The 22,240-nt window shown below is 61.9% G+C and carries 19 protein-coding genes; 8 read left to right on the top strand and 11 right to left on the bottom strand.

The genetic code is table 11. The features are described 5' to 3' along the window. Window positions 1-16: 16 nt before the first annotated feature. Genes CIT31_RS31250 through nadE form a run of 3 tightly spaced genes read left to right on the top strand, consistent with a single transcriptional unit; the run spans window position 17 to window position 2,851 of the window. Entirely contained in the window at window positions 17-277 is a 261-nt protein-coding gene (locus CIT31_RS31250) for an acyl carrier protein (RefSeq protein ID WP_095521884.1), read from the top strand. A 22-nt stretch (window positions 278-299) separates the two neighbouring features. Further along, entirely contained in the window at window positions 300-1,847 is a 1,548-nt protein-coding gene (locus CIT31_RS31245) for a class I adenylate-forming enzyme family protein (RefSeq protein WP_095521688.1), read from the top strand. Further along, entirely contained in the window at window positions 1,844-2,851 is a 1,008-nt protein-coding gene (gene nadE, locus CIT31_RS31240) for an NAD(+) synthase (protein WP_095521687.1), read from the top strand. Before CIT31_RS31245 ends, nadE begins: the two co-directional genes overlap by 4 nt. Window positions 2,852-2,886: 35 nt before the next feature. Here the strand turns inward: nadE and CIT31_RS31235 are convergent, their stop codons facing one another. From CIT31_RS31235 to CIT31_RS31195, 8 genes are all read right to left on the bottom strand, one after another. Then, complete coding sequence (locus CIT31_RS31235) at window positions 2,887-4,002, bottom strand: hypothetical protein (RefSeq protein WP_095521686.1); 1,116 nt, start codon at window positions 4,000-4,002, stop codon at window positions 2,887-2,889. A gap of 450 nt (window positions 4,003-4,452) precedes the next feature. Next, on the bottom strand, window positions 4,453-5,223 hold the full coding sequence (locus tag CIT31_RS31225) for an SDR family oxidoreductase (RefSeq protein ID WP_095521684.1): 771 nt from the start codon (window positions 5,221-5,223) through the stop codon (window positions 4,453-4,455). A gap of 13 nt (window positions 5,224-5,236) precedes the next feature. After that, window positions 5,237-6,232 carry an ABC transporter permease gene (locus CIT31_RS31220; protein WP_095521883.1) on the bottom strand — a complete coding sequence of 332 codons (996 nt, stop codon included), beginning with the start codon at window positions 6,230-6,232 and terminating at the stop codon, window positions 5,237-5,239. Window positions 6,233-6,388: 156 nt separating this feature from the next. Then, entirely contained in the window at window positions 6,389-7,429 is a 1,041-nt protein-coding gene (locus CIT31_RS31215; protein ID WP_095521683.1) for a sugar ABC transporter substrate-binding protein, read from the bottom strand. A gap of 39 nt (window positions 7,430-7,468) precedes the next feature. Next, complete coding sequence (locus tag CIT31_RS31210) at window positions 7,469-8,233, bottom strand: ATP-binding cassette domain-containing protein (RefSeq protein WP_095521682.1); 765 nt, start codon at window positions 8,231-8,233, stop codon at window positions 7,469-7,471. Continuing rightward, window positions 8,230-9,396: an ROK family transcriptional regulator gene (locus CIT31_RS31205; RefSeq protein ID WP_095521681.1), complete on the bottom strand. Its 1,167-nt coding sequence runs from the start codon at window positions 9,394-9,396 to the stop codon at window positions 8,230-8,232. The genes CIT31_RS31210 and CIT31_RS31205 overlap by 4 nt, the downstream gene beginning before the upstream one ends. Window positions 9,397-9,583: 187 nt before the next feature. Continuing rightward, the gene (locus tag CIT31_RS31200; protein WP_095521680.1) at window positions 9,584-10,858 is read right to left on the bottom strand and encodes a M23 family metallopeptidase; all 1,275 of its coding nucleotides are present in this window, start codon (window positions 10,856-10,858) and stop codon (window positions 9,584-9,586) included. A 186-nt stretch (window positions 10,859-11,044) separates the two neighbouring features. Then, window positions 11,045-11,512 (bottom strand): peroxiredoxin, encoded by a 468-nt coding sequence (locus tag CIT31_RS31195; protein ID WP_095521882.1) that lies wholly within the window; start codon window positions 11,510-11,512, stop codon window positions 11,045-11,047. A 95-nt stretch (window positions 11,513-11,607) separates the two neighbouring features. Here CIT31_RS31195 and CIT31_RS31190 point away from each other — a divergent pair, with 95 nt between their 5' ends. Continuing rightward, window positions 11,608-14,991, top strand: a complete 3,384-nt coding sequence (locus CIT31_RS31190) for a YhdP family protein (RefSeq protein WP_095521679.1) — start codon at window positions 11,608-11,610, stop codon at window positions 14,989-14,991. Between the two features lie 13 nt (window positions 14,992-15,004). Here CIT31_RS31190 and tyrS read toward each other — a convergent pair whose 3' ends face one another. Further along, on the bottom strand, window positions 15,005-16,258 hold the full coding sequence (gene tyrS / locus CIT31_RS31185) for a tyrosine--tRNA ligase (RefSeq protein WP_095521678.1): 1,254 nt from the start codon (window positions 16,256-16,258) through the stop codon (window positions 15,005-15,007). Window positions 16,259-16,579: 321 nt separating this feature from the next. Between tyrS and CIT31_RS31180 the strand changes: the two genes are divergently transcribed. Together CIT31_RS31180 and CIT31_RS31175 are read left to right on the top strand one after the other, a co-directional pair. Continuing rightward, complete coding sequence (locus tag CIT31_RS31180) at window positions 16,580-17,308, top strand: glycosyltransferase family 2 protein (protein ID WP_095521881.1); 729 nt, start codon at window positions 16,580-16,582, stop codon at window positions 17,306-17,308. Continuing rightward, complete coding sequence (locus tag CIT31_RS31175; protein ID WP_029353575.1) at window positions 17,301-17,633, top strand: lipid-A-disaccharide synthase N-terminal domain-containing protein; 333 nt, start codon at window positions 17,301-17,303, stop codon at window positions 17,631-17,633. The genes CIT31_RS31180 and CIT31_RS31175 overlap by 8 nt, the downstream gene beginning before the upstream one ends. A gap of 113 nt (window positions 17,634-17,746) precedes the next feature. On the opposite strand, the gene CIT31_RS31170 is transcribed toward CIT31_RS31175, so the two are convergent. Both CIT31_RS31170 and CIT31_RS31165 read right to left on the bottom strand, forming a co-directional pair. Continuing rightward, entirely contained in the window at window positions 17,747-18,415 is a 669-nt protein-coding gene (locus tag CIT31_RS31170; protein WP_095521677.1) for an FMN-binding negative transcriptional regulator, read from the bottom strand. 5 nt (window positions 18,416-18,420) lie between these two features. Continuing rightward, a complete protein-coding gene (locus CIT31_RS31165; protein WP_065008118.1) occupies window positions 18,421-19,095 on the bottom strand; it encodes an alpha/beta hydrolase in 675 nt (224 codons plus the stop codon). A gap of 258 nt (window positions 19,096-19,353) precedes the next feature. On the opposite strand from CIT31_RS31165, the gene CIT31_RS31160 reads away from it, so the two are divergent. After that, window positions 19,354-20,532, top strand: a complete 1,179-nt coding sequence (locus tag CIT31_RS31160) for a cysteine desulfurase family protein (protein ID WP_095521880.1) — start codon at window positions 19,354-19,356, stop codon at window positions 20,530-20,532. Between the two features lie 186 nt (window positions 20,533-20,718). Beyond that, a complete protein-coding gene (gene sufB / locus CIT31_RS31155; RefSeq protein WP_095521676.1) occupies window positions 20,719-22,236 on the top strand; it encodes a Fe-S cluster assembly protein SufB in 1,518 nt (505 codons plus the stop codon). The last annotated feature ends 4 nt before the right edge of the window (window positions 22,237-22,240 follow it).

Raw genomic sequence — 22,240 nt, 5'->3', positions numbered from 1 at the left:
AATGGAAGGAAAGAAAATGGTTACAATCAAGGACAAGGTCAGAACTTTTATCGTCGACAACTTCCTGTTCGGCGACACGTCATACCAGCTTGCAGATACAGACTCGCTGATCGAGAACGACATCATCGACTCGACTGCCGTGCTGGAATTGGTGGCATTCATCGAAGACGATTTCGGCATAGCGATCGTCGATTCCGACGTCGTGCCGGCCAATCTGGATTCGATTGAACGTCTCTCATCCTTCATCAGTGCGAGAGCAAAGGCGCGGGCAGCGTAGGTGCCCGCGGCGAGGAGCGTCCATGCGGATCGAACATTTCCTGGCCGCGAAGGTCGCTGCCCATCCCGCCAAAACGGCATTGATCACCAAAGACAAAAGGCTGAGCTTCGAAGAACTGGACGATCTTGCGAGTCGCCTGGCCGCCGCCCTTTTTGTGAATGGCGTCAGGCGCAACGACCGGGTCCTGATCTTCATGGACAATTGCTGGGAGGCCGCGGTTTCGATTTTCGCCGTTCTCAAGGCAGGAGCGACTTTCAGTCCGATCAACTCATCCACCAAGGCTGAAAAGCTCGCCTACATCATCGCCGATTGCGACGCTGCCGCGATCCTCACGCAGGCAAAACTGATGCCCGTGGTCGCCGAGGCGTGCGGATCGAGCGGCACGACCGGCATCTTCGTGGCTTCCACCGCTGGTACCGATGGCCCATGCCCGGCAGGGGCTGCATCCCTAGCGGACTTCCTGACGCTCGAAGCCAGTGAGATCGACCACGGCGGCATCGACGTCGATCTGGCTATGCTCATCTACACCTCAGGCTCAACGGGCCGGCCCAAGGGCGTGATGATGACGCACCGCAATTGCGACGCGGCCGCGGACTCGATCACCACCTATCTGCGCAACTCGCCAGACGACATCATTTTGAATGTTCTTCCCCTTGCCTTCGACTATGGCCTCTATCAGTTGCTGATGGCCGTCAGGCTCGGCGCCACGCTGGTGCTCGAAAAGTCCTTCGCTTTTCCTCAAGCAGTCTTTGAACGTATCCGCGAGGAGGGCGTCACCGGTCTTCCGCTCGTGCCAACTATGGCGGCGATGGTCCTGCAGATGCGTGACCTGACGCCGGGCTTCCTGCCCAGCCTTCGCTATATTTCGAATACGGCAGCGGCCCTGCCGCAGGCGCACATAGAACGTCTGCGTTTCCTTTTTCCCGGTGTCAGACTCTATTCGATGTATGGCCTGACGGAATGCAAGCGCTGCACCTACCTGCCGCCCGAGGAGCTCGATCGCCGGCCGGGGTCGGTCGGCGTAGCCATCCCGAACACCGAAGCCTTTGTCGTCGACGACCAGGGGCAACGCGTGCCGCCAGGCGTAGCGGGTGAACTGGTCATTCGCGGACCGCACGTCATGCAGGGTTACTGGCGCAACGAAGCAGCAACCGAACGGGCCCTGCGGCCTGGCCCAAACCCTTGGGAGAAGGTTCTCTATACCGGCGATCTGTTCAGGACCGATGAGGATGGCTTTCTCTATTTCGTCGGGCGCAAGGACGACATCATAAAGACGCGGGGGGAGAAGGTGGCCCCGAAGGAGGTGGAGGCCGTGCTTCACGCCCATCCGGGCATCGCGGAGGCCGTTGTCGTCGGTGTGCCGGATCCGGTGCTTGGGCATGCGATCGGCGCACTCGTGATACGCTCGGACCCGAAGCTAAGCGAAAAGGATGTCATGCGCCACTGCGCACGTCATCTTGAGGATTTCATGGTCCCCAAGGTCATCGAGTTCCGCTCGGAATTACCAAAAACGGATACGGGCAAGGTCAGCCGCCGGCTTGCTGCAGAGATGATGGAGGTCGCGCAATGAGTGTTCGCCCCAGCGACGACGCCCAGACCATTCTGGCGCAGGCCCTGGCGATCGACCCCGCCGCCGAAACGGACAGGATCGTCACCGCTTTGCGCCAGCAGTTGCGTGGTATTCGCAAGCGGGGTCTCACGCTCGGTCTTTCGGGTGGGATCGATTCAAGCGTTTCGGTGGCGTTGGCCGCGCGAGCCGTCGGGCCTCAGAATGTATTGTGTCTGTTCATGCCGGAAAACGATTCCGATCCGGAAAGTCTGCGGCTCGGCCGCCTTGTCGCCGACAATTTCGGTGTCGAGGCCATTGTGGAGGATATCGGGCCGGCTCTGCGCGCCATGGGCTGCTATGAGCGTCGCGACGCCTTCATCCGCGAACTGGTCCCGGAATATGGCGAAGGCTGGGCCTCGAAGATCGTGATCGCGAACGCGCTTGAGGGCGAAGGCTACAATATTTCGTCGCTGGTGGTGCAGGATCCCAAGGGCAAGCAGACGAAAATAAGAATGCCGCTGCCGGTCTATCTCGGTGTCGTCGCCGCCACCAACATGAAACAGCGCACCCGCAAACAGATCGAATATTATCATGCCGATCGCTTGAACTTCGCCGTTCTTGGAACGCCGAACCGGCTGGAATACGATCAGGGTTTCTTCGTCAAGAACGGTGACGGCGCGGCTGACGTCAAGCCGATCGCACATCTCTATAAAACGCAGGTCTATGCGCTGGCGGCCTATCTCGGCGTTCCAGAGGAAATCCGCAAACGGCCGCCGACCACCGATACCTACTCGCTGGCGCAGACGCAGGAGGAGTTCTACTTCTCGCTTCCCTATGATCGGATGGATATTTGCCTTTTCGGCCTCAACAAAGGCGTGGCGGCCGAAGTGGTCGGCCAGGCGGCGGGATTAGACGCCTCACAAGTGGAACGCGTCTGGGCCGATATCACCGCCAAGCGAAAAGCCACGCGCTATCTGCACCTGCGCCCGCAACTCGTTGATGAGGTCGAGGAAGTCGGTACCTGACCTGCTTCGAATCGGGCCATGTCCTAAACCGCACTTCAGGTGAAGCGCCCGCCGATCAGCCGGCTCCACTGCTCACCCGCAAGCCCGTTCAGGAAAGCTTGCGAGTTCTTCATGGCATCCAAAAGCTCTGGATCGCGTGAATGCACCACGGTCGAGGCAACAGTTAGGAAAGCTATGCGCCGCCCAAGCATTGCTTCTAGAAGTGCGGGTTGAATCCGTCCCCGCAGGCCGCTGACGCCGCGTTCGGCGGCATGATCGATCAGGCAGTCGATCACCGAACCCGCCTGGCCGGGAAGGGCGAGGATCTGCAGCACGCGACCGATTTCATCTTTCCGTGCGTGATAGGCGAATGCGCCGACATTGGTGCCGACTGGCGATGTCACGGAAACGAAGACAAGCTCGCCCATATCCGGCTTTTGTGCCGCATCGGCCAGGATGTGATCGAGCTGGCCTTCCGCCCACTCCGGGCGCAGGACGAACTGGGCGGTCAACGGTTCGACGAGCTTGGCAAATGTGCCGCTGTCGATTTCCGACGTCCGGAGGGCGCCATGGCCTGCCCCGTCCGGCGCCACACCGGACCAGCGTCGTTCGCTGGACTTCATTCGCCTGCAATAAAATCGGTCGATGGCATGCGCAAACGGATTGAGCATTCGGGCAAGCTTCAAGCGACTGGCGGAAAGGCTGAGCACAAAGCTCGACGGCCGCATCACGCGTACCCAGTCGAGACTGTATTGCGGCAGGACCACGCCACGCAGCCGTGTCCACAACCTTGCGGAGATGTCGTTGGCCGTCTCGCTGAAAGAGATGTCCTGCGGACCATCCAGGTAAGCTTTTAACAACCGGGCTCCGGCCATCGGATCGCGCTCATGATCCTCGACCATGAGCGAGCTGCAAATGGCGGCGTGTAATTGCCGGCCGTTGAACTGCATCGGCAATGCGTGAATGCCGACAAACCCGGAGACGTGGCCGGCGTCGTTGACATGGACTAGCGACCGGAGATCGCCTCCGCAACCGGGCGCCTCCAGATAAAACCGTCTCATATATTCGATGAGCGAGGCCGGCGCTTCGGTCCGCTTTTTGCGCAGCACGCGTTGAAACATGCCTGCGACTGCCGGAAGATCGGCACCTTCCAGGGCGCGAATGACGCTCAAGCCCGGCTCCCGCCACCGGAGTCCCGTCCACCGCGTGTCCGGACCATGGCGACGCCAGGCTTCCCATCGGCCATCGCGGCGACCGTCAGGTGTTCGTGGCGGTGCGATCTCGCCCAGTTGCAATCGCTCCGATGGCCGAAAGGAGAGCTGAAATGCTGCGGCAAGGTAGGTCCTTTGCTTGATTATGAAAACGAGCGTCGTTGCTGTTACCAACTTCGGGTAAACCGATGTTAAAGTATTGGTAGCGAATCGAGTTTTATCGACGCGACTCACGCCTTGTTTCCTCGGCGCCGCGGCACGTCTGGCGAGGCCTCAGCCTGCAGCTTCCGGCGCGAAGCCAAGTTGCTTGGCTACGATCCTTGCCCGCGCCGCCGTTCTTGAGACGAACCATGGCAAGTGCTGCATGATCTGCCGCCCGGTGCAGGAAAAAACCGGTGCCGAAAACGAGGATCATGGCGGAAGGAGCCGGAAATCCTTGCCTTCGGGCAGCAGCTGCCCGCCGTCGACGATTATAGTCGTGCCGGTGATGTAGCTGGCGTCGTCGGAGGCCAGGAACAGGAAAGCATTGGCCACGTCGCGCGGGCTGCCGAGGCGGCCGAGCGGTATGGAGTCCTCCATGTTCTTTATATAGGCGGCGCCGCGATGCAGCTGGATTGCTTCGGTGAGGATATTGCCGGGCTCGACGCCGTTGACGGTGATGCCATAGCCCGAGAATTCGAGAGCGGCCGAACGGATCAGGCCGTTGATACCGGCCTTGGTCGCCGAATAGTGGCCGTGACCAGGGCTGGTGACGTGTGGGCCGGTGATGGAGGAGGTGAACAGCATGCGGCCAAAGTGCTGCGCTTTCATCGGAACGAGTGCGGCACGGGCGGCATTGAAGGTGCCGCGCAAATTGACCGCCATGACGCGGTCCCAGTCCTCCGGACTGGTGTTCTCCAGCAACTGCCAGGGATAGATGCCGGCATTCTGGACCATGATGTCGAGACGGCCGTGATGGTCGAGCGCCAGCGCAACGGCGGCCTCCGCATCGGCCAGCTGCGAGATGTCGGTGCGGATGAAGACAGCGCCGAACTCGTCCGCGGCCGCTTGCCCGGCCTCGACCTCGGTATCGGCCAGGACCAGCTTCGCGTCCTCTTCGGCAAAGCGCTGTGCGATGCCCTTACCGATGCCGTGCGCACTGCCGACGATCAGCGCGACCTTGTCTTTGAGACGCCCGGTCATGCCAGCCCCCTTCTCATGCCAGTCTTTGGCGAATGGTTTGCTTGAAAGCGTCGAGCAGCACGGCGGCAAGCACGAGCAGGCCGTGGATCACCTGGGTGAAGTTGGCCGGAAGGCCCATGAGGTTGATCGCCGTGTTGATGGCCGACAGCAAAAGCACGCCGGCATAGACGCCGGGCAGGGTGCCGACGCCGCCCTTCAGGCTGACACCGCCGATGACGACGGCGGCGAACGCGTTGAACAGCAGGCCGACGCCGAGATTGGCGGTGGCGCCCGAGGTGCGGATCGCCAGCAGCCAGCCGGCAAGGCCGGCGATGGCGCCAGCGAGAACAAAGGCAACAACAAGGTTGCGGTTGACGCGGATGCCGGCTCGGAAGGTTGCAGTCTCGTTGCCGCCGATCATGACGAGATGCCTTCCGAAAGGTGTCTTGGCCATGATCAGCGAGAAGACTACGAAACACGAAATGGCGATCCAGGCGGTGAGGGGCAGGCCAAGGAGGCGCTGAATGCCGAACCAGCGGATCGCCGGCGCAAGGTCTTGCGCAGAGCGGCCGCCGGAAATGACCAGCACAAGGCCGCGCACCCAGATGTAGGACGCGAGCGTGATGATGAAGGCACTCATCTTCACCTTCACGACCAAATAGCCGTTGATGGAGCCTATGATGCCGCCGACAACTAGGGCAAGCAGCAGCGAAACCGGAACCATCAGCCATTCCGGCTGTAATTGAACGCCAAGGCCGATGCCCGCCGAGCAGAACAGGATACCGACCGCCATGGCACTGAGCGCCGCCACGGATTCGACCGACAGGTCCATATGTCCGGTGATGATGACCAGCGCCAGGCCGATCGACATGACGCCAAGCACGCTCGACGCCTCTACGATGTTGGCGAAGATGCCCAGTTGGAAGTAGTTCGGAATGAAGATGGAGAAGACCACCAGCACGAAGACCAGCATGAACCAGACGAGGTTATCGAGGGCGAACTCGAGGGCGTGGCGCGTGCGGGGATTCATGTGCTGATCCAGCTGGCGCATGATCCGAAACCAATTCGGTTTTCGGGAACCGCGCGGATTGAAATTGCTGCAGCGTTCCTCGCGCCTCCGTTCGGACGCGCCGGGCTGCAGTGGTGGGCTCCGGGCCAGCGTGGCCCGAAGCCCAAGGCGACTTTGCTATTCGACCGGCTTCACCGTGTCCGAAGGCGGCTTCATATTGCCCCAGAAGGCCGGGTTATCGACATTTTCCTTGGTGATCGCAGCGCCGGGGATCTTGATGTTCGGCCCCCAGGCTTCCTTGGTCACGGTCGACTTCAGGCCGAGCACGTCGTACTCTCCCGGCTTGATCTCCTGCTTGTTGACGACCTTGTCCATAAACATGGCGACGGCGGCGGCCTGAGCGTAGAGCGGCTGCTCGACCTCGACGTTGAGCCAGCCCTTGCGGATCAGGTCAAGGCCGACCGGCGCGCCATTCGAGCTCATTAGCATAACGTCGCCCGGTTTCTTGCCCGCGGCCTCGAGCGAGGCGACGGCAGCGACCGAGAGATGCGCGGCGTGGCTGAAGATCAGGTCGATATCCGGGTTGGCGAGCATCTGGTCGGCAACGATGGTGCCGGCATTGCTGGCTTCCCATTGCATGGCCGGAACCGAGATGATCTTGACGTCCGGGAACGCCTTCATCTTCTCCTCGAAACCCTTCTGGATGTCGAGCGTGTAGGGGTCGCCGGGATCGCCGAGCACCTGGAGGATCTTGCCTTTCACCGATCCGTGCTTCGCCTTCAAGAGCTTCTCGGCCTGATCGGCGGCAATCTGGCCTATCTCGACCGTTCCCGCCACCGACGTGAAGTCGGACGGTGTCGAGGTGATCTGCCGATCGAACTCGACCACCGGGATACCGGCGGCGCGGGCGGCCTCGATAGACGGCTTCAGCGCATTGAAATCGACGGCGGCAAGAATGATCGCCGATGGCTTGAGCGCGATAACGTCGTTCATTTGCGATTGCTGAGCGTCGGTCTTGTTATCGGCGTTCAGCGTCTTCATCTCGTAGCCGACCTGCTTCAGGAACATCTCCAGAGCGCTCACCGAGCCGGTCTGGAATTCGTCGAGCAATGTCGGCACCAGGTAGTAGACGGTGCCCTTGGACTGGGCGAATGCCGGCGTGAGCGTGGCAAAGGCCAGTGCCAGGATACCGAAGACGGAAAGAAGTATTTTCTTCATGTCGTTCGCTCCTCTTGCGCCGGACCCCTCATTTGCCCCTCAGCCTGCCGGTCCGGCACCGGCAAGCGTCTCTCCGGTGATCATGTTGATCACCGCGTCGGGACTCGTTTTGTTGCGCGCGACATCGCCTGCCACGACACCTTGCCGGATCACCACGATCCGGTCGGCGACCTGGAAGGCCTGTTGCATGATATGGGTGATGATGACGACGCCGATACCTTGGCTGGCCACCTGGCGGATCATGTCGAGACCGCGCCGTGTCTGCTCGACACCGAGTGCAGCGAACGGCTCGTCGAGAAGCACGAGCTTGCCGCCAAAATGCACGAACCGGTTGAGCTCGATGGCCTGCCGCTGGCCGCCTGAGAGGTGCTCGACATTGGTTCTGAGCGAAGGGATGCGCGTGCCGGCGCTGGCCAGCGCCTTTTCGACCACCTGCTCCATGGCGGGTTCGTCGAGCACGGGAACGCCAAGAAATTTCTTGGTGATCTCGCGGCCCATGAAGAAGTTGGCCACCACGTCGACATTGGTGCAAAGCGAGAGGTCCTGGTAGACGGTCTCGATCCCGGCGGCCTTGGCCTCGGCGGGAGATTTGGCGAGGAATTCCTTGCCCTCGAACAGCATGCGACCGGAGGTCGGCTCCAGCCCGCCGGCGATGATCTTGACCAGTGTCGATTTGCCGGCGCCATTGTCACCCAAAAGCGCCACCACCTCGCCCTTGCCGATCGAGAAGCTGATGCCCTTGAGCGCGTCGATCGCGCCATAGTTCTTGGCGACGTTGTCGAGCACCAGCAGAGGTTCACTCATGCCGCGATCCCCTTGCCTTGCAGGATATCTCGCCCGCGTTCGCGCTCGGCGGTGAATATCTGGCCGAAGCGCGGCGAAAGCACCCCTGAGACGGCAAGCGCTGCGGCACCGCGCAACACCGCATGCTGGCCGCCGCGTGCGACGGTGACACGCGGCGCCGTGCGGTCCTTTCGCGCCGAGATCGAGTTGGGAAGGTTCGCAACCGAACCGGCCAGCCGTTCAAGTAAATCGGTGGACGCCAGTCCGCCGAGGATGATGGTTTCGGGATCGAACAGGTTCTCGATGATGGTGATGGCGTTGCGAAAGATCGGCCCGACTTCATCAACCCAATCGGCGTCGCTGATGTTCCGGCGCCGCAGCGCCTCGAGCGAGAGGTATCTTTCGAGGCAGCCGCGGTTGCCGCAGGGGCACGGCTCGCCACCCGGCACGACAGGAATGTGTCCGATTTCGCCGGCATTTCCCCAGGCGCCGCGCAGCGCGCTTCCGTCATGAACCATGACGCCGCCAAGACCGACACCAAAATAGAGATAGTAGTATTCGGAATATCCCGTCCCGAGGCCATACAGGCGCTCACCCATTGCCGCGGCCGCCATGTCGGTCTCAAAAAACGCGGGCAGCCCGGTCGATGCCTCCAGCCGTTCTCGAAGCGCCACGTCCTTCCAGCCGGTCATCGTCGTCGGGCCGATAAAGCTCATCGACTCCACGCCGAAAGGGCCGGGCAGCGCCATGCCGATGCCGAGAACGCGACCGCCAGGCCGCAGTCGGGTCAATTCAAGCACCATCGCGCCGATCAGATCGAAGGCATGGTCGGGCGTTGCGTTGGGGGCCTCACGGTAGGTGCTCTCGATCACGTCTCCGCTCAGATTGATCAGCGCCGCATTGACACCTAGCGGGGTGACATGGATGCCGACGGCATAGCCGCCCTCCGGGTTGATCCGCAGGGTCGCCGGAGGCAGCCCGCGTCCCCGCGGCTCTTCGCGCATGGACAGAACGTAGCCGTGTTCTTCCAGTTCGCGAACGATGGTCGATACCGTTTGGACGGTGAGCCCGACCCGCCTGGCAATGTCGCCGCGGGCGATCGGACCGTGAAGGCGGATGGATTCGAGGACGATGCGCCTGTTGTAAGGCCGCCCGAATTCCTGATTGGTACCCCGCAGTGCCATGTCTTGCGTCCCTAGGATACATGAGGTTCGCACCGAATATTTATTCAGTCAAATGGAATTCAAAAATAATAAATGACTTCCGCGCATGATGCGTCGGTCCCGGGTTCACCAGCGACACGGAGCAGGAGCAGAGGCCGCTATCAGATGGAAAACGGCCAGATCTGTCTTAATGAAGAAGATGCGGGCTTCAGAGATACTGCGCGACCTTCTTGCCGACCCTTAGGAAGCGCAGCGGGTCGATGGCTTCGCCATTGTGGCGGATCTCGTAATGCAGATGCGGGCCGGTCGAGCGGCCGCTGCTGCCGGTCTTACCGATGACGTCGCCGGCATTGAGTCTCTTGCCGACGGTCACGTTGATTTTGCTGAGATGCCCATAGCGCGTCGCAAAGCCATTGCCATGGTCGACCTCGACCATGCGGCCATAGCCGCCGTTCCAGCCGGCCTTGACGACGACGCCGGGCGCCGTCACCTTGGCAGGCATTCCGGTCGGCGCCCTGAAATCCATCCCCGAATGCAGCGCGGCGGTGCCGAGGAGCGGATCGGTGCGCACGCCGAACGGGCTGGTGACCGAGCGACCGGGGGCGGGATTGGCGAGCGGCAGCCGTCGCGCCTCCGTCTTCAGACGATCGAGCGCGTCCAGCGCCTCGTCGAGTTCCCTTACCTTGCTGTCGAACGTCATCGAACTGTCGAGTGGTATCAGCGGACCGCCGGTATCGCTCATGCCGAAATCGCTGTCGACCGGCAGGCCAGCCGCCTCGAGCGCCTGAGAGATTGCATCGGCGTTTCTGTAGGCGTTGTCGGCAAGCGTGGTGATGCGGGTGAGCTGCTGGCTCTCTATGGCCTTGAGCGACTCCCTGATCGATACGAACAGCTTGTCGGCACGATCGGCCGCCGTATCGCTCGGCAGCGGATCGGAGCGGGTCGACCACAGGGAGAACGGCCTGGTATCGCCGGCGACGCTGGCAACCGAATAGGACCGCGGCTGGGCGTCGGCTACGTCGGCGCGTTTTTCCGGCTTTGCGGACGCAGCAGTGCCTGCGGCAGGTGGCGTTCCGACTTCGCTCTCGCCGCGTTCGAGGAGTGGGCCGAGGCGGCCATGGCGCAGGCTGAGCTGGGTCTGTCGTTCCAGCAGTTCGCCAACTTTGGTTTCCATGAGCTGCTGGTCGAGAAGCTGACGGCTGGTGATCCGGTCGACCTGGGCGCGCAGCGCGGAGATGCGGTCCTCATAGGCCTGCTGCATGCGGGCCTGCCGTGCCGTGGTCGCGCCGATCAGGTCGTCGCGCAGCACGAGATAGGAGGTCGCCAGCAGGTAGCCTATGGCCATCGCCGCCAGCGCGGAGCCGCAAAATGCGGCAACCCATGGACGTATCGTGAAATGCCTGACCTCGTTGCCCCGGGCGATAATGACCGTGTGGGGCTCCTTGCGCCTGCCGAAGACCGTTGACTGACTGGCTACGTTCACGGGACCAAGCTTTCATTACGATACCAACGACAAGCCTGACTACACATCATTAAGGTTAACGGTCGGTTGCTGGCGCCCAGCTCCTTGCAGCCCATGGGTTGCAGCTGGATTGGCATGAGGGCATGAGGCGCAGGCTCAGCGCTTCATGCCTCACATGGGGCTCTCAGCCCACAGCCAACGTCGCTATCAGAGCGCGCGGACGGCCTCCAGCACCGCCTCGGCATGGCCTTTAACTCGTACGTTCCGCCATATCTTGGCAATCCGTCCGTCGCTGCCGATCAGGAACGTTGCGCGCTCTACGCCCATATAACGGCGGCCATAGAGCTTCTTCTCGACCCACAGATGATAGGCTTCGATCACCTTGCGCTCCTCGTCGGCGACGAGGTCGACGGTCAGGTCATATTTTGATTTGAATTTGTCGTGTTTTCGGACGCTGTCCGGCGACAGGCCGATGACGGCGGCGCCGAGCTTTTCGAACTCCGGCTTCAACTGCGAAAAGCCGATCGCCTCATTGGTACAGCCTGTGGTGTCGTCTTGTGGATAGAAGTAAAGCACGACCGGCTTCCCCAGCAATGACGCGAGGCTGAGCGAGCCGCCGCCGTCGCGGGGAAGGTCGAACTGCGGCGCAAGGTCGCCGAGGTCGAGATCCGCCATATCGGTGCCCTTGTTTAAGGTTACGCGCGAAGCCTCATCGATATATTGTCGCACCGGGATTCGTCCACGGTCGAGTTCGTTCAACGGAAAATTGTGTGGATCAGGAGCAGCCGCAGCACGAGAAGATCAGATTCAGGCGTGATGAGATCACCGACCTGGGTGCCTTCCCGTCCGCGTGCCGCGTACCGCCGCTCGGCCAGGCGTCGATCGGCCGCGGCGTTCGTATTCTTGCGCGGCTGTTTGCCGGCCTTGTGGTGCTTGTGCTGCTGGCCACCGCCGCTGTGTATGCGATCGGCATGTCCGGTTTCGGCGCCGAGCGGCTGCGGGCCGAAGCGGAAACGGCCATCGAGAAATTGGCCGGCGTCGATGTCGATGTTGCGGTCGGACCGGCCCGTCTCACGCTCGACGGATCGAGCTTCATCGCGCTACAGGTCAGCGACGTCAGCCTCAAGACCGCCGACGGCAAACCGATGGCCGATGCTGGGCGTGTCCGCTTCGGCATAAGGCTGATACCGCTGCTTTCGGGCGAGGTGCGGCTTACCAGCGCCAGGATTTCCGATGCGCGCATCGTTATGGCGGCGCTGCCGTCGGGTGGCGACTGGACGGCGGCGCTGCGCAATGAAGACGGCCTCATCGACCCGGAAAGACTGGCCGGCACGGTCTTTGCCAGCGTCAACCACGCGCTCGATGCGGTGCGCGAGGATTCGATGCGCCGGATCGACCTCCGCAATGTCGACGTCGTTCTGCCCGAGGCCGGGTCGGTCAAACTGGTCAGGATCACAGATGCCACCGTTGGGCAGTCGGGGCCGGGCGGCATGGAGTTTTCGTCCGACGCGGAGGTCGACGGCAGGGCACTCACGATCACCGCCTCAGCGACCCGGGATACGACGACGCGGCGCGTGACGGCTTTGGATGCCAGCGTCGAGATAGCGGAGGTTAACGGGGCTGCGGCAGCGCCAGGCGGGACGCTGGGCGCGATTGCCTTGAAGCTGGCGGGATCGGAAGGATCCGGCGAGAATGCGTCGCGGCTGGCGGCCTCGTTGTCGTTCGCCGGTTCCGTGCTAGATTTTGGCTCCCGCGGCTCGCTTCCAGCAGACATCGATCTCGATGCCACGCTTGTCGCCGGTTCGAACAAGATCCAGGTCGATAAGCTGCTGTTGAAAACCGGTCGCTCGATTTTCAATTTCGCCGGTTCGATCGGACCGAAGCCTGCGACAGGGACAGCGGGCGAGGAGCCATCCTACCGCTACGACCTGACCAGCGACGGCTCGACGCTGTCGCCTTCGGAATCGTCCGAACCCGCGCTCGATTTCATCGCCCGCGTCGCCGGCGTCTACCAGACCAGGAGCCGCAAGCTCGTGGCCGAGCAGATCGGGATCAGGTCCGGCGCCGCCAGCGAGGCGCTGGGCACGGCTTCGGTCGAGTTCGCTAGGGGAAAGGTGCCTGGCATATCTGTTGCCTTCAATGTCCACGACATGCCGGTCTCGCATGTCAAGCAGTTGTGGCCCTGGTTTTCCGCGCGAAATGCTCGCCTTTGGGTGCTGAAGAACCTGTTCGGCGGCCGCGTCGTCGACGCGAGCCTGCAGTTCCAGGTCGTGCCCGGGCGCCTGGGCAACGGGATACCGCTTTCATCAGATGAAGTGTTCGGCCGTTTCCAGATCGAAGGATCGCGCTTCGATACGGCCGGTCACATTCCGCCGATACGCGATGCCGTCGGTGTTGTCGAATTCTACGGCAATGACGTTGACGTCGCTTTGTCCTCGGGCAACGTTTATATGGCCAGCGGCCGCACGGTGGCGGCAAGCAACGGTACGTTGAAGATCAAAGCGGCGAACCGCCCGCCGGTGATCGGCGCGCTCGATATCGACGTCGCCGGGGAGGCGTCGGCAATCGCCGAACTCGCCTCCTACGAGCCGATCAATGCCATGCGCCATGTCGGCCTGCTGCCGGACGAACTGTCCGGCACGGTGACCGGCCACGTCAAGGCGGACATTCCGCTGCAGTCCGGCGTCGACAGCTCGAAACTCGATTGGCTGGTGACGCTCGATTACAAAGACCTGTCGCTGGGCAGGCCGTTCGAAGACCAGACGGTGACGGACGCCGATGGTTCGATCACGGTCGAACCCGAGAAGGCCGTGATATCAGCCAAGGCGCTGCTCAACGGCATTCCAGCCGAACTCGACCTGATCGAGCCGCTCAGGGATGGCGGACCGCCACGCAGCCGGAAAGTGGCGCTGGTGCTCGACGACAAGATGCGTGCAGCCGCCATGCCTGGCCTGTCGCCGCTGCTTTCCGGAACCATCAAGGTTGCGATCGACAAGAGCGGCACGGGCGACCAGACTGTTTCGGCGGATCTGACCAATGCCAGGCTGGATATTCCCTGGGCAGGCTGGAGCAAGGGACCCGGCATTCCAGCCAATGTCACATTTGCCATGGCCAAGTCCGACGACACCACGACGCTGTCCGACTTCGACCTGGATGGAAAGACTTTTTCAATCGACGGCGGCGTGGTGCTGGTCAACGGCGCCCTGTCCTCGGCGCGGTTCAGCAAGGTCACGTTGAACCGGGGAGACAACGTTGCCGTGTCAGTGAAACGATCGGGCAAGGGCTACGCGGTCGACATCAGCGGCAACGCGCTGGACGCGCGCTCGCTGATCAAGCAATTCACGTCCGATGTCGACACCGCCACCAAGGCCACGGGGTCCGACGCGATTTCGGTGAGTGCCGATGTCAATTCCCTGACCGGCTTCCACAACGAGAGACTGTCGAACCTGAAGCTCGACTACAGCGCCGCCGGCTCCAGGGTGAACGGGCTCAAGGTGAGCGCCACGGCAAGTTCGGGTGCTGCCATAAGCATCAGCAATACGACCGGCGCCGGCAGGCGCGCCCTCAACGTGACGTCGGCCGATGCCGGCGCCATCCTGCGGTTCCTCAACATCTACGGGCATATGGAGGGCGGTTCGATCACGCTGGCGCTCACCGGGGCAAGCGATGGGCCGATGAGGGGCCAGGTCGACTCGCACAACTTCTTCGTGGTCAACGAGCCGAAACTCGCCTCGCTCGTATCGACGACGCCGGCGGGCGACAGCCGCAGCCTCAACGAAGCTGTCAAAGCCAACATCGACACGTCGAGAGTGAAGTTCGAGCGCGGCTTTTCCGAGATCGAAAAGGGCGCCGGTTATCTCAAGCTGGCCAATGGCGTGCTGCGCGGCCCGCGTATCGGCACCACTTTCCAGGGCACGCTCTATGACCAGAACAATAACATGGACATGACCGGCACGTTCATGCCGGTCTATGGCCTCAACCGCATCTTCGGCGAACTGCCGCTCTTCGGCGCGCTGCTCGGCAATGGCCGCGATCGCGGCCTGATCGGCGTGACCTACCGGCTCAGGGGCGATGCCAACAAGCCGAAACTGGACGTCAACCCGCTGTCGGTGATCGCGCCCGGAATATTCAGGTCGATCTTCGAGTACCGGTGAGGCGGCCGGCTGGTCAGACCGGCCGCACCAGAACGTGTTTTTTCTTGCCGAGCGACAGTTTTACGACTTGCTCCGGGCCGAGATCCTGAAGTGTGACCAACCGGCGATCGTCGGACACTGATTGGTCGTTCAGCCGCACGGCGCCGCCCTGGATATGTCGCCGCGCCTCGCCGTTGGACGCGGCAAGCCCGGCGGTGACGAACAGCGACAATATGCCGACTCCGCTTTGCAGATCGGCCTTGCCGACCTCCACGGTCGGCAGCGTTTCGGCCAGCGCGCCTTCTTCAAACGTCTTGCGCGCGGTTTCCTCGGCTTCTTCGGCTGCCTCGCGGCCGTGCACGATGGCCGTCGTTTCCGTGGCCAGGACCTTCTTGGCCTCGTTGATCTCCGAGCCGCCAAGCGCGGCGAGCCGCGCGATCTCGGTGAGCGGCAGGCGGGTGAAAATCTTGAGGAAGCGCGCGACGTCGGCGTCCTCGGAGTTGCGCCAGTACTGCCAGAAATCATAGGGCGAATAGAGATCGCCGTTCAGCCAGACCGCGCCTTTGGCCGATTTGCCCATCTTGGCGCCTGACGACGTCGTCAGCAGCGGTGTGGTCAGGGCATAAAGCTGCGGCGTACCCATGCGGTGCCCGAGATCGACGCCGTTGATGATGTTGCCCCACTGGTCCGATCCGCCCATCTGCAGACGGCAGCCATATCGCCGGCTGAGCTCGACGAAATCGTAGCCCTGCAGGATCATATAGTTGAATTCGAGGAACGACAGCGATTGTTCGCGCTCGAGCCTCAGCTTGACGCTGTCGAAGGTCAGCATGCGGTTGACCGAAAAATGCCGGCCGACATCGCGCAGGAATTCGACATAGTTGAGCTTCATCAGCCAGTCCGCATTGTTGACCATGATCGCGTCGCCCGCACCGTCCCCGAAACGCAGAATGCGGCCGAAGATACGCTTGATACCATCGATGTTGGTCGCGATGGCCTCAGGCGTCAAAAGCTTGCGCTGATCGTCGCGGAAGGAAGGGTCGCCGATCATCGAGGTGCCGCCGCCCATCAGCGCGATCGGCCGATGGCCGGTTTCCTGCAGCCAGTAGAGCATGGTCGCGGAAATCAGATTGCCGATATGCAGGCTGGTCGCCGTGGCGTCGTAACCGACGTAGGCGGTCACCGTTTCCTTGGCGAAAAGCTGGTCGAGGCCGGCATCATCCGAAATCTGGTGGATGAAACCGCGCTCGCTCATAATGCGCAGGAAATCGGATTTTAAGGCGGACATTTTTTTCTTTCCCGAAAGCGCCCAACCGAAGCGGATCGGGCGTGGTATGCGTGAACGCGGGGCGTTTAGCATCCAAGCGCGGTCAGCAAAAGGGGAATCCGGTTTTGCGTCCGGTCGCGTTTTACATGACCGGTTCGGTGCGAACGCAATCACGGGGTCGTGAAACGGCGCAAGCTCGCCTTCCGGCTGAATCCTTGCTTCATCGTTTGGGCTGGCGTAATGAGGCGCCGCGCCAGCGGATTCTTGCCACACACGACCCGCTGGACGGCACCGCACGGCATCGAATCGGATGCCATATCCTATGACAGAGCCCGACCCGAAATGCCGGAGATATCCATCGTCATTCCCTGCCGGAACGAGGCGGCGAACCTGCCGCTTCTGCTTGACGAGATCGGGGCGGCAATGGTCGGGCGCGACTTCGAGGTGATCGTCGTCAATGATGGTTCGACCGATGAGACCACCTCGGTGCTTGCCGCCCAGGCAGTGCTTCGCCCGTTTCCGCTTCGCCACCTCCGGCATGAGAAATCCGCCGGCCAGTCTCTCTCTGTGCGTTCGGGCGCGTGGGCGGCCCGCGGCGATATCGTCGCCATGATTGACGGCGACGGCCAGAACGATCCCAAATATATTCCGGTGCTGGTCGATGCGCTGCGGCAGGCCGGTCCCGGTTTCGGTGTTGCGCAAGGGCAGCGCCTGAAGCGTCGCGACAGCAAGATCAAGCAACTGGCGTCCCGTTTCGCCAACTGGCTGAGAAAGGCCGTCCTGCATGACGAGACCCGCGACACGGGCTGCGGCCTGAAGGCGATCCATACCGATATCCTTAGGAAATTACCGTTCTTCGACGGCACGCACCGCTTTGTTCCGGCCTTCGTCATCCAGGAGGGGTATCGCGTCGTGCATTGCGACGTCGTCGACCGCTCTCGCCGCCACGGCAAGTCTAATTACGGAATTTTCGATCGCGGCCTGCAAGGGGTACTTGATCTCGCCGGTGTTTGGTGGCTGCGCCGCCGGCGCCGCAGAATGCCAAAAACAGTGGAAATCCGGCATGGCTAACGTGCTTCAGGAACTGGCGACCTGGCTTCACGACGTCTTCGTCAAGCAGTTCGATACGTGGATTCTGCTCGGCTTTGTCGCCCAGTTCTTTTTCAGCATGCGCTTCGTCGTGCAGTGGGTCGCATCGGAAAAAGCCAAGCGCAGCGTCGTGCCGATCGCTTTCTGGTTCTTTTCGCTGTTCGGCGGCAGCCTGCTGCTGATCTACGCCATCCAGCGGCAGGATCCGGTGTTCATCGCCGGCCAGGCCCTGGGACTGTTCATCTACATCCGCAACCTGTGGCTGATCGCCAACGAGCGCAAGGCGGCGATGACGAAGGTCGATTGAGCGACCTGCCTGTCAGCGCGACGTGGCGCAAGCCGGCAAGGTCGACACCGATGCCTTCCTGGCCGCAGCAAATCCCTGGGAGTTCCGGGCTGCGACCTTGCACAAGGTCGGTGCTACCTGTCGTCCAGTCCGCCGTAGGATCGTACAAGCCGGACCATGTCGGGCGAGTTCGAGCCCTCGCTCTCGAGCCCCTCGGCGACACCGCTACGGTCGGCTATTGGCCGGTTCTGGCTGACCTTCCACTTGCCTTGCATGTCCGTGATCTCGATTTCCAGCCCGACAATGCCCTTGATCTGCGACTGGATGAAGCTGGCTGGTGCGTCGGTCACCGCCCAAGGTGCTTTGCGAGCGGCTTCCTGTGCTACCGTCAGATCGGAAATCTGTCGGGCCAGCCAATCCTGGTCCTCGATCACTCTAACTGCACCGCGCACCTGGACAATGGCGTAGTTCCAGGTCGGCACGACCTTCCCGGTCTCGCGCTTGGTCTCGTACCAGGACGGCGTCACATAGGCCTCGGTGCCCTGGAAGACGACCAGCACAGGCGATGCCGGGTTGTCGGCCAGCAGGCGCCATTGCGGATTGGCTCTCGCCAGATGGGCGCGCAGCCTGCCGTTCGGCGGCGCCTCTGCGTTGCGCAGGGAGGGGGCGTCGAGCAGGAACGGGATCGCGTTCGCGACCGGCCCCTCGGCTCCATTTGAAATCAGCAGGCCAAGCGGATGCGCCCGGATCAGCCCGTGCAGCACGTCCTGCCGCGTTTCCTGGAAATGCGGGGGCTGGTACATCGCTGTTATCTCAACCGTTTCGGCCGCGGGTCGGATAACTCGCCGGCCAGCCGGCGATCGAGATAGTCCGCGCATTCCTGGAGCAGGAGGTCCGCGTCGTTGGAGAAGAAATGGTTGGCCCCGGGCAAGGTCTTCTGGGTGATGGTGATGCCCTTTTGCGTGTGCAATTTGTCGACCAACCCCTGCACATCCTTTGGCGGCGCGACCTTGTCGGCGTCGCCATGGATGATGAGGCCGGACGACGGGCAGGGGGCCAGGAACGAGAAATCATAGGTGTTGGGCTGCGGCGCGATCGAGATGAAGCCTTCGATCTCCGGCCGGCGCATCAGAAGCTGCATGCCGATCCAGGCGCCAAACGAATAGCCGGCGACCCAGCAGCTCTTGGAATCAGGATGCAGCGACTGCACCCAATCAAGTGCCGCGGCCGCATCCGACAATTCGCCGGTGCCGTGGTCGAATTCGCCCTGGCTGCGGCCGATGCCGCGGAAATTAAAGCGAAGCGTGGTGAAATCCCGCTTCTGGAACATGTAGAAGAGGTCATAGACGATCTTGTTGTTCATCGTGCCGCCGAACTGGGGGTGCGGGTGCAGGATGATGGCAATCGGCGCGCTCTTTTCCTTGGAAGGCTGGTAGCGACCCTCCAGGCGGCCGGCCGGACCGGTGAAAATGACCTCAGGCATAAAATACTCCACATGGCATATGAATGCGCGGCGCCCGGAACAACTTTTCCTCTGGCCCCCAGTCTTCCCAGGCCTTGACGCAGGGCGAGCGTCTTTCTAGAAGCTAGTTTAGAATTGTTCAAAACTGGGTGGCCAAAACATCGTGGTTCGGCCATCCGCGCCGCAAGTCGCGTAAATAGGACGGCTTGCCTTGCAATTTCAAGGAAATAACGCGCTATCCTCGCGGAATGGCTCTTGAAGGGACCGATCGAAACGAAAATGGCCGGAAGACGCGCCTATCTCGACTACAATGCCAGTGCGCCGCTGCTTGCCGCGGCGCGCACGGCAATGATTGCCGCGCTCGATACTGCCGCCAACCCGGCATCGGTCCATGCCGAGGGTCGCGCCGCACGGCGGCTGATCGAGAATGCAAGGCGCGATGTGGCGACGCTGGTCAACGCCAGCGCCGAGCATGTCGTGTTCACCTCCGGTGCGACGGAAGCCGCCTCGACGCTGCTGACGCCGGATTGGCAGATGGGGCGCGGCACTATCCGCATGAGCCGGCTCTATGTCTGCGAAGCCGATCATCCTTGTGTGCTGAATGGCGGGCGCTTTCCGGCAGCCCAGGTGACACGCATCGACGTCGACACCGACGGCATTGTCAGGCTGGACGCGTTGGCGGCGGCACTTGGCCGTCATGACAAGGCAGACGGCCTGCCGCTGGTGGCGATCCACGCTGCCAATAACGAGACCGGCATCATCCAGCCGGTCGAGCGCATCGCCGAAATCGTCAAGGCGGCGGGCGGCATTCTGATCATCGACGCCGTGCAGGCCGCCGGCCGCATTCCGCTCGATTTGTCAGCGGGTTACGCCGACTACCTGATTCTGTCTTCGCACAAGATCGGCGGTCCCAAGGGCGCTGGCGCCATCATCGCCGCCTCGGACCTGATGATGCCAAGACCCTTGATCGCCGGCGGTGGCCAGGAAAAGGGCCACCGTGGCGGCACCGAAAACCTAGCCGCGATCGCCGGTTTTGGCGCGGCGGCGCTGGAAGCCCTGATCGGATTGAAGAGCATCGATGCGGTCGGTCGCCGCCGCGACGAGATCGAGGCCATCGTGAAAACGCTGGTGCCAGATGCGGAAATCTTCGGAACCGGCGCGCCGAGGCTTGCCAATACGACATTCTTCGCTATTGCGGGCACCAAGGCCGAGACGGCGCAGATCGCCTTCGACCTCGCCGGCGTGGCGCTGTCGGCCGGTTCCGCCTGTTCGTCGGGCAAGGTCGGCCCGAGCCATGTCCTGAAAGCCATGGGGTACAGTGATAGCCTTGGCGCTTTGCGCGTGTCCATCGGCCACGCAACGAGTGCCGAGGATGTCGAGTTGTTCCGCAAGGCACTGTCAGGTATCGCCTCGCGGCAAGCCGGTAAGGAAGCGGCGGGCAGGGAAAAAGCTGCCTGAGTGCGGCAGAATGATGCAGGCCTTCGGGCCTGGTAGAGCCGTGCGTTTCATGGTGGCCGGGTGAATTTCCGGCAGGGATGCACTATATGGAACTTACGCCGCCTTGGTTGCCCATGGGCACTCGTTTCGCGGTGCCATAGTTTGAAAACTGTCGGGCCTTGACCCCGGCGTGGATGGAGAACGCATATGCCTGCTGTGCAGGACACGATCGATCGGGTCCGAAAGATCGACGTCGATCAGTATAAATACGGATTCCAGACCGAAATCGCGATGGACAAGGCCCCAAAGGGCCTGAGCGAAGACATTATCCGCTTCATTTCGGCGAAGAAGGACGAGCCGTCCTGGATGCTGGAATGGCGTCTGGAAGCCTATCGGCGCTGGGTGACGCTGGACGAGCCGAAGTGGGCGCGCGTCCATTATCCGAAGATCGATTTCCAGGACCTCTACTACTATGCGGCGCCCAAGAGCACGCCGGGACCGACATCGCTGAGCGACGTCGATCCCGAGCTCTTGAGGGTCTACGAAAAGCTCGGCATTCCGCTGAAGGAACAGGAAATCCTCGCCGGCGTGCAGAAGACCGACGCGTCGGAACTCGAGGAACCCAGCGACAATGTCTACAAGTCGGGCCGCGTCGCCGTCGACGCGGTGTTCGATTCGGTGTCCGTCGTCACCACCTTCAAGAAGGAGCTGGCGCAGGCCGGCGTCATTTTCTGTTCGATCTCGGAAGCGATCCGCGAGCACCCGGAACTGGTGAAGAAATATCTCGGTTCGGTCGTGCCGACCTCCGACAATTTCTACGCGACACTGAATTCGGCGGTGTTCACAGACGGCTCCTTCGTCTTCGTGCCCAAGGGCGTGCGCTGCCCGATGGAACTGTCGACCTATTTCCGCATGAACGAGAAGAATACCGGCCAGTTCGAGCGTACGCTGATCATCGCCGAGGAGGGGGCTTACGTCTCCTATCTCGAAGGCTGCACGGCGCCGCAGCGCGACGAGAACCAGCTTCACGCCGCCGTGGTCGAATTGATCGCGCTCGACGATGCCGAGATCAAATATTCGACGGTGCAGAACTGGTACCCCGGCGACGCCGAGGGCAAGGGCGGCATCTACAATTTCGTCACCAAACGCGGCGACTGCCGTGGCCATCGTTCGAAGATATCGTGGACGCAGGTCGAGACCGGCTCGGCCATCACCTGGAAATATCCGAGCTGCATCCTGCGCGGCGACGATTCCAGCGGCGAGTTCTATTCGATCGCCGTGTCAAACGGCTACCAGCAGGTCGATAGCGGCACCAAGATGATTCATCTCGGCAAGAACACGTCGAGCCGCATCATCTCCAAGGGCATCGCCGCCGGCCTTTCGCAGAACACCTATCGCGGACAGGTTTCGGCGCACCGCAAGGCGACCAACGCCCGCAACTTCACCAACTGTGACTCGCTGCTGATCGGTGATCAGTGCGGCGCGCACACCGTGCCCTACATGGAAGCCAAGAACGCGACGGCGAAGTTCGAGCATGAGGCGACGACGTCGAAAATTTCCGAAGACCAGAAATTCTACGTCATGCAGCGCGGCATCCCGGAAGAAGAGGCGATCGCGCTGATAGTCAACGGCTTCGTCAAGGACGTCATCCAGCAGCTGCCGATGGAGTTCGCCGTCGAGGCGCAGAAGCTGATTGGGATCTCGCTGGAAGGCAGCGTGGGTTGATTAG

This window comes from Mesorhizobium wenxiniae (assembly GCF_002284535.1).
Classification (GTDB): domain Bacteria; phylum Pseudomonadota; class Alphaproteobacteria; order Rhizobiales; family Rhizobiaceae; genus Mesorhizobium; species Mesorhizobium wenxiniae.
Note: the sequence above shows the minus strand (reverse complement) of the source record. Positions and strands in the feature narration are given on the sequence as shown.

Coding starts and splice junctions, on each gene's coding strand:
- CIT31_RS31250 (WP_095521884.1), top strand. CDS start 17: ATGGTTACAATCAAGGACAAGGTCAGAACTTTTATCGTCGACAACTTC.
- CIT31_RS31245 (WP_095521688.1), top strand. CDS start 300: ATGCGGATCGAACATTTCCTGGCCGCGAAGGTCGCTGCCCATCCCGCC.
- nadE (WP_095521687.1), top strand. CDS start 1,844: ATGAGTGTTCGCCCCAGCGACGACGCCCAGACCATTCTGGCGCAGGCC.
- CIT31_RS31225 (WP_095521684.1), bottom strand. CDS start 5,223: ATGACCGGGCGTCTCAAAGACAAGGTCGCGCTGATCGTCGGCAGTGCG.
- CIT31_RS31220 (WP_095521883.1), bottom strand. CDS start 6,232: ATGAATCCCCGCACGCGCCACGCCCTCGAGTTCGCCCTCGATAACCTC.
- CIT31_RS31215 (WP_095521683.1), bottom strand. CDS start 7,429: ATGAAGAAAATACTTCTTTCCGTCTTCGGTATCCTGGCACTGGCCTTT.
- CIT31_RS31210 (WP_095521682.1), bottom strand. CDS start 8,233: ATGAGTGAACCTCTGCTGGTGCTCGACAACGTCGCCAAGAACTATGGC.
- CIT31_RS31205 (WP_095521681.1), bottom strand. CDS start 9,396: ATGGCACTGCGGGGTACCAATCAGGAATTCGGGCGGCCTTACAACAGG.
- CIT31_RS31195 (WP_095521882.1), bottom strand. CDS start 11,512: ATGGCGGATCTCGACCTCGGCGACCTTGCGCCGCAGTTCGACCTTCCC.
- tyrS (WP_095521678.1), bottom strand. CDS start 16,258: ATGTCCGCCTTAAAATCCGATTTCCTGCGCATTATGAGCGAGCGCGGT.
- CIT31_RS31180 (WP_095521881.1), top strand. CDS start 16,580: ATGCCGGAGATATCCATCGTCATTCCCTGCCGGAACGAGGCGGCGAAC.
- CIT31_RS31175 (WP_029353575.1), top strand. CDS start 17,301: ATGGCTAACGTGCTTCAGGAACTGGCGACCTGGCTTCACGACGTCTTC.
- CIT31_RS31170 (WP_095521677.1), bottom strand. CDS start 18,415: ATGTACCAGCCCCCGCATTTCCAGGAAACGCGGCAGGACGTGCTGCAC.
- CIT31_RS31165 (WP_065008118.1), bottom strand. CDS start 19,095: ATGCCTGAGGTCATTTTCACCGGTCCGGCCGGCCGCCTGGAGGGTCGC.
- CIT31_RS31160 (WP_095521880.1), top strand. CDS start 19,354: ATGGCCGGAAGACGCGCCTATCTCGACTACAATGCCAGTGCGCCGCTG.
- sufB (WP_095521676.1), top strand. CDS start 20,719: ATGCCTGCTGTGCAGGACACGATCGATCGGGTCCGAAAGATCGACGTC.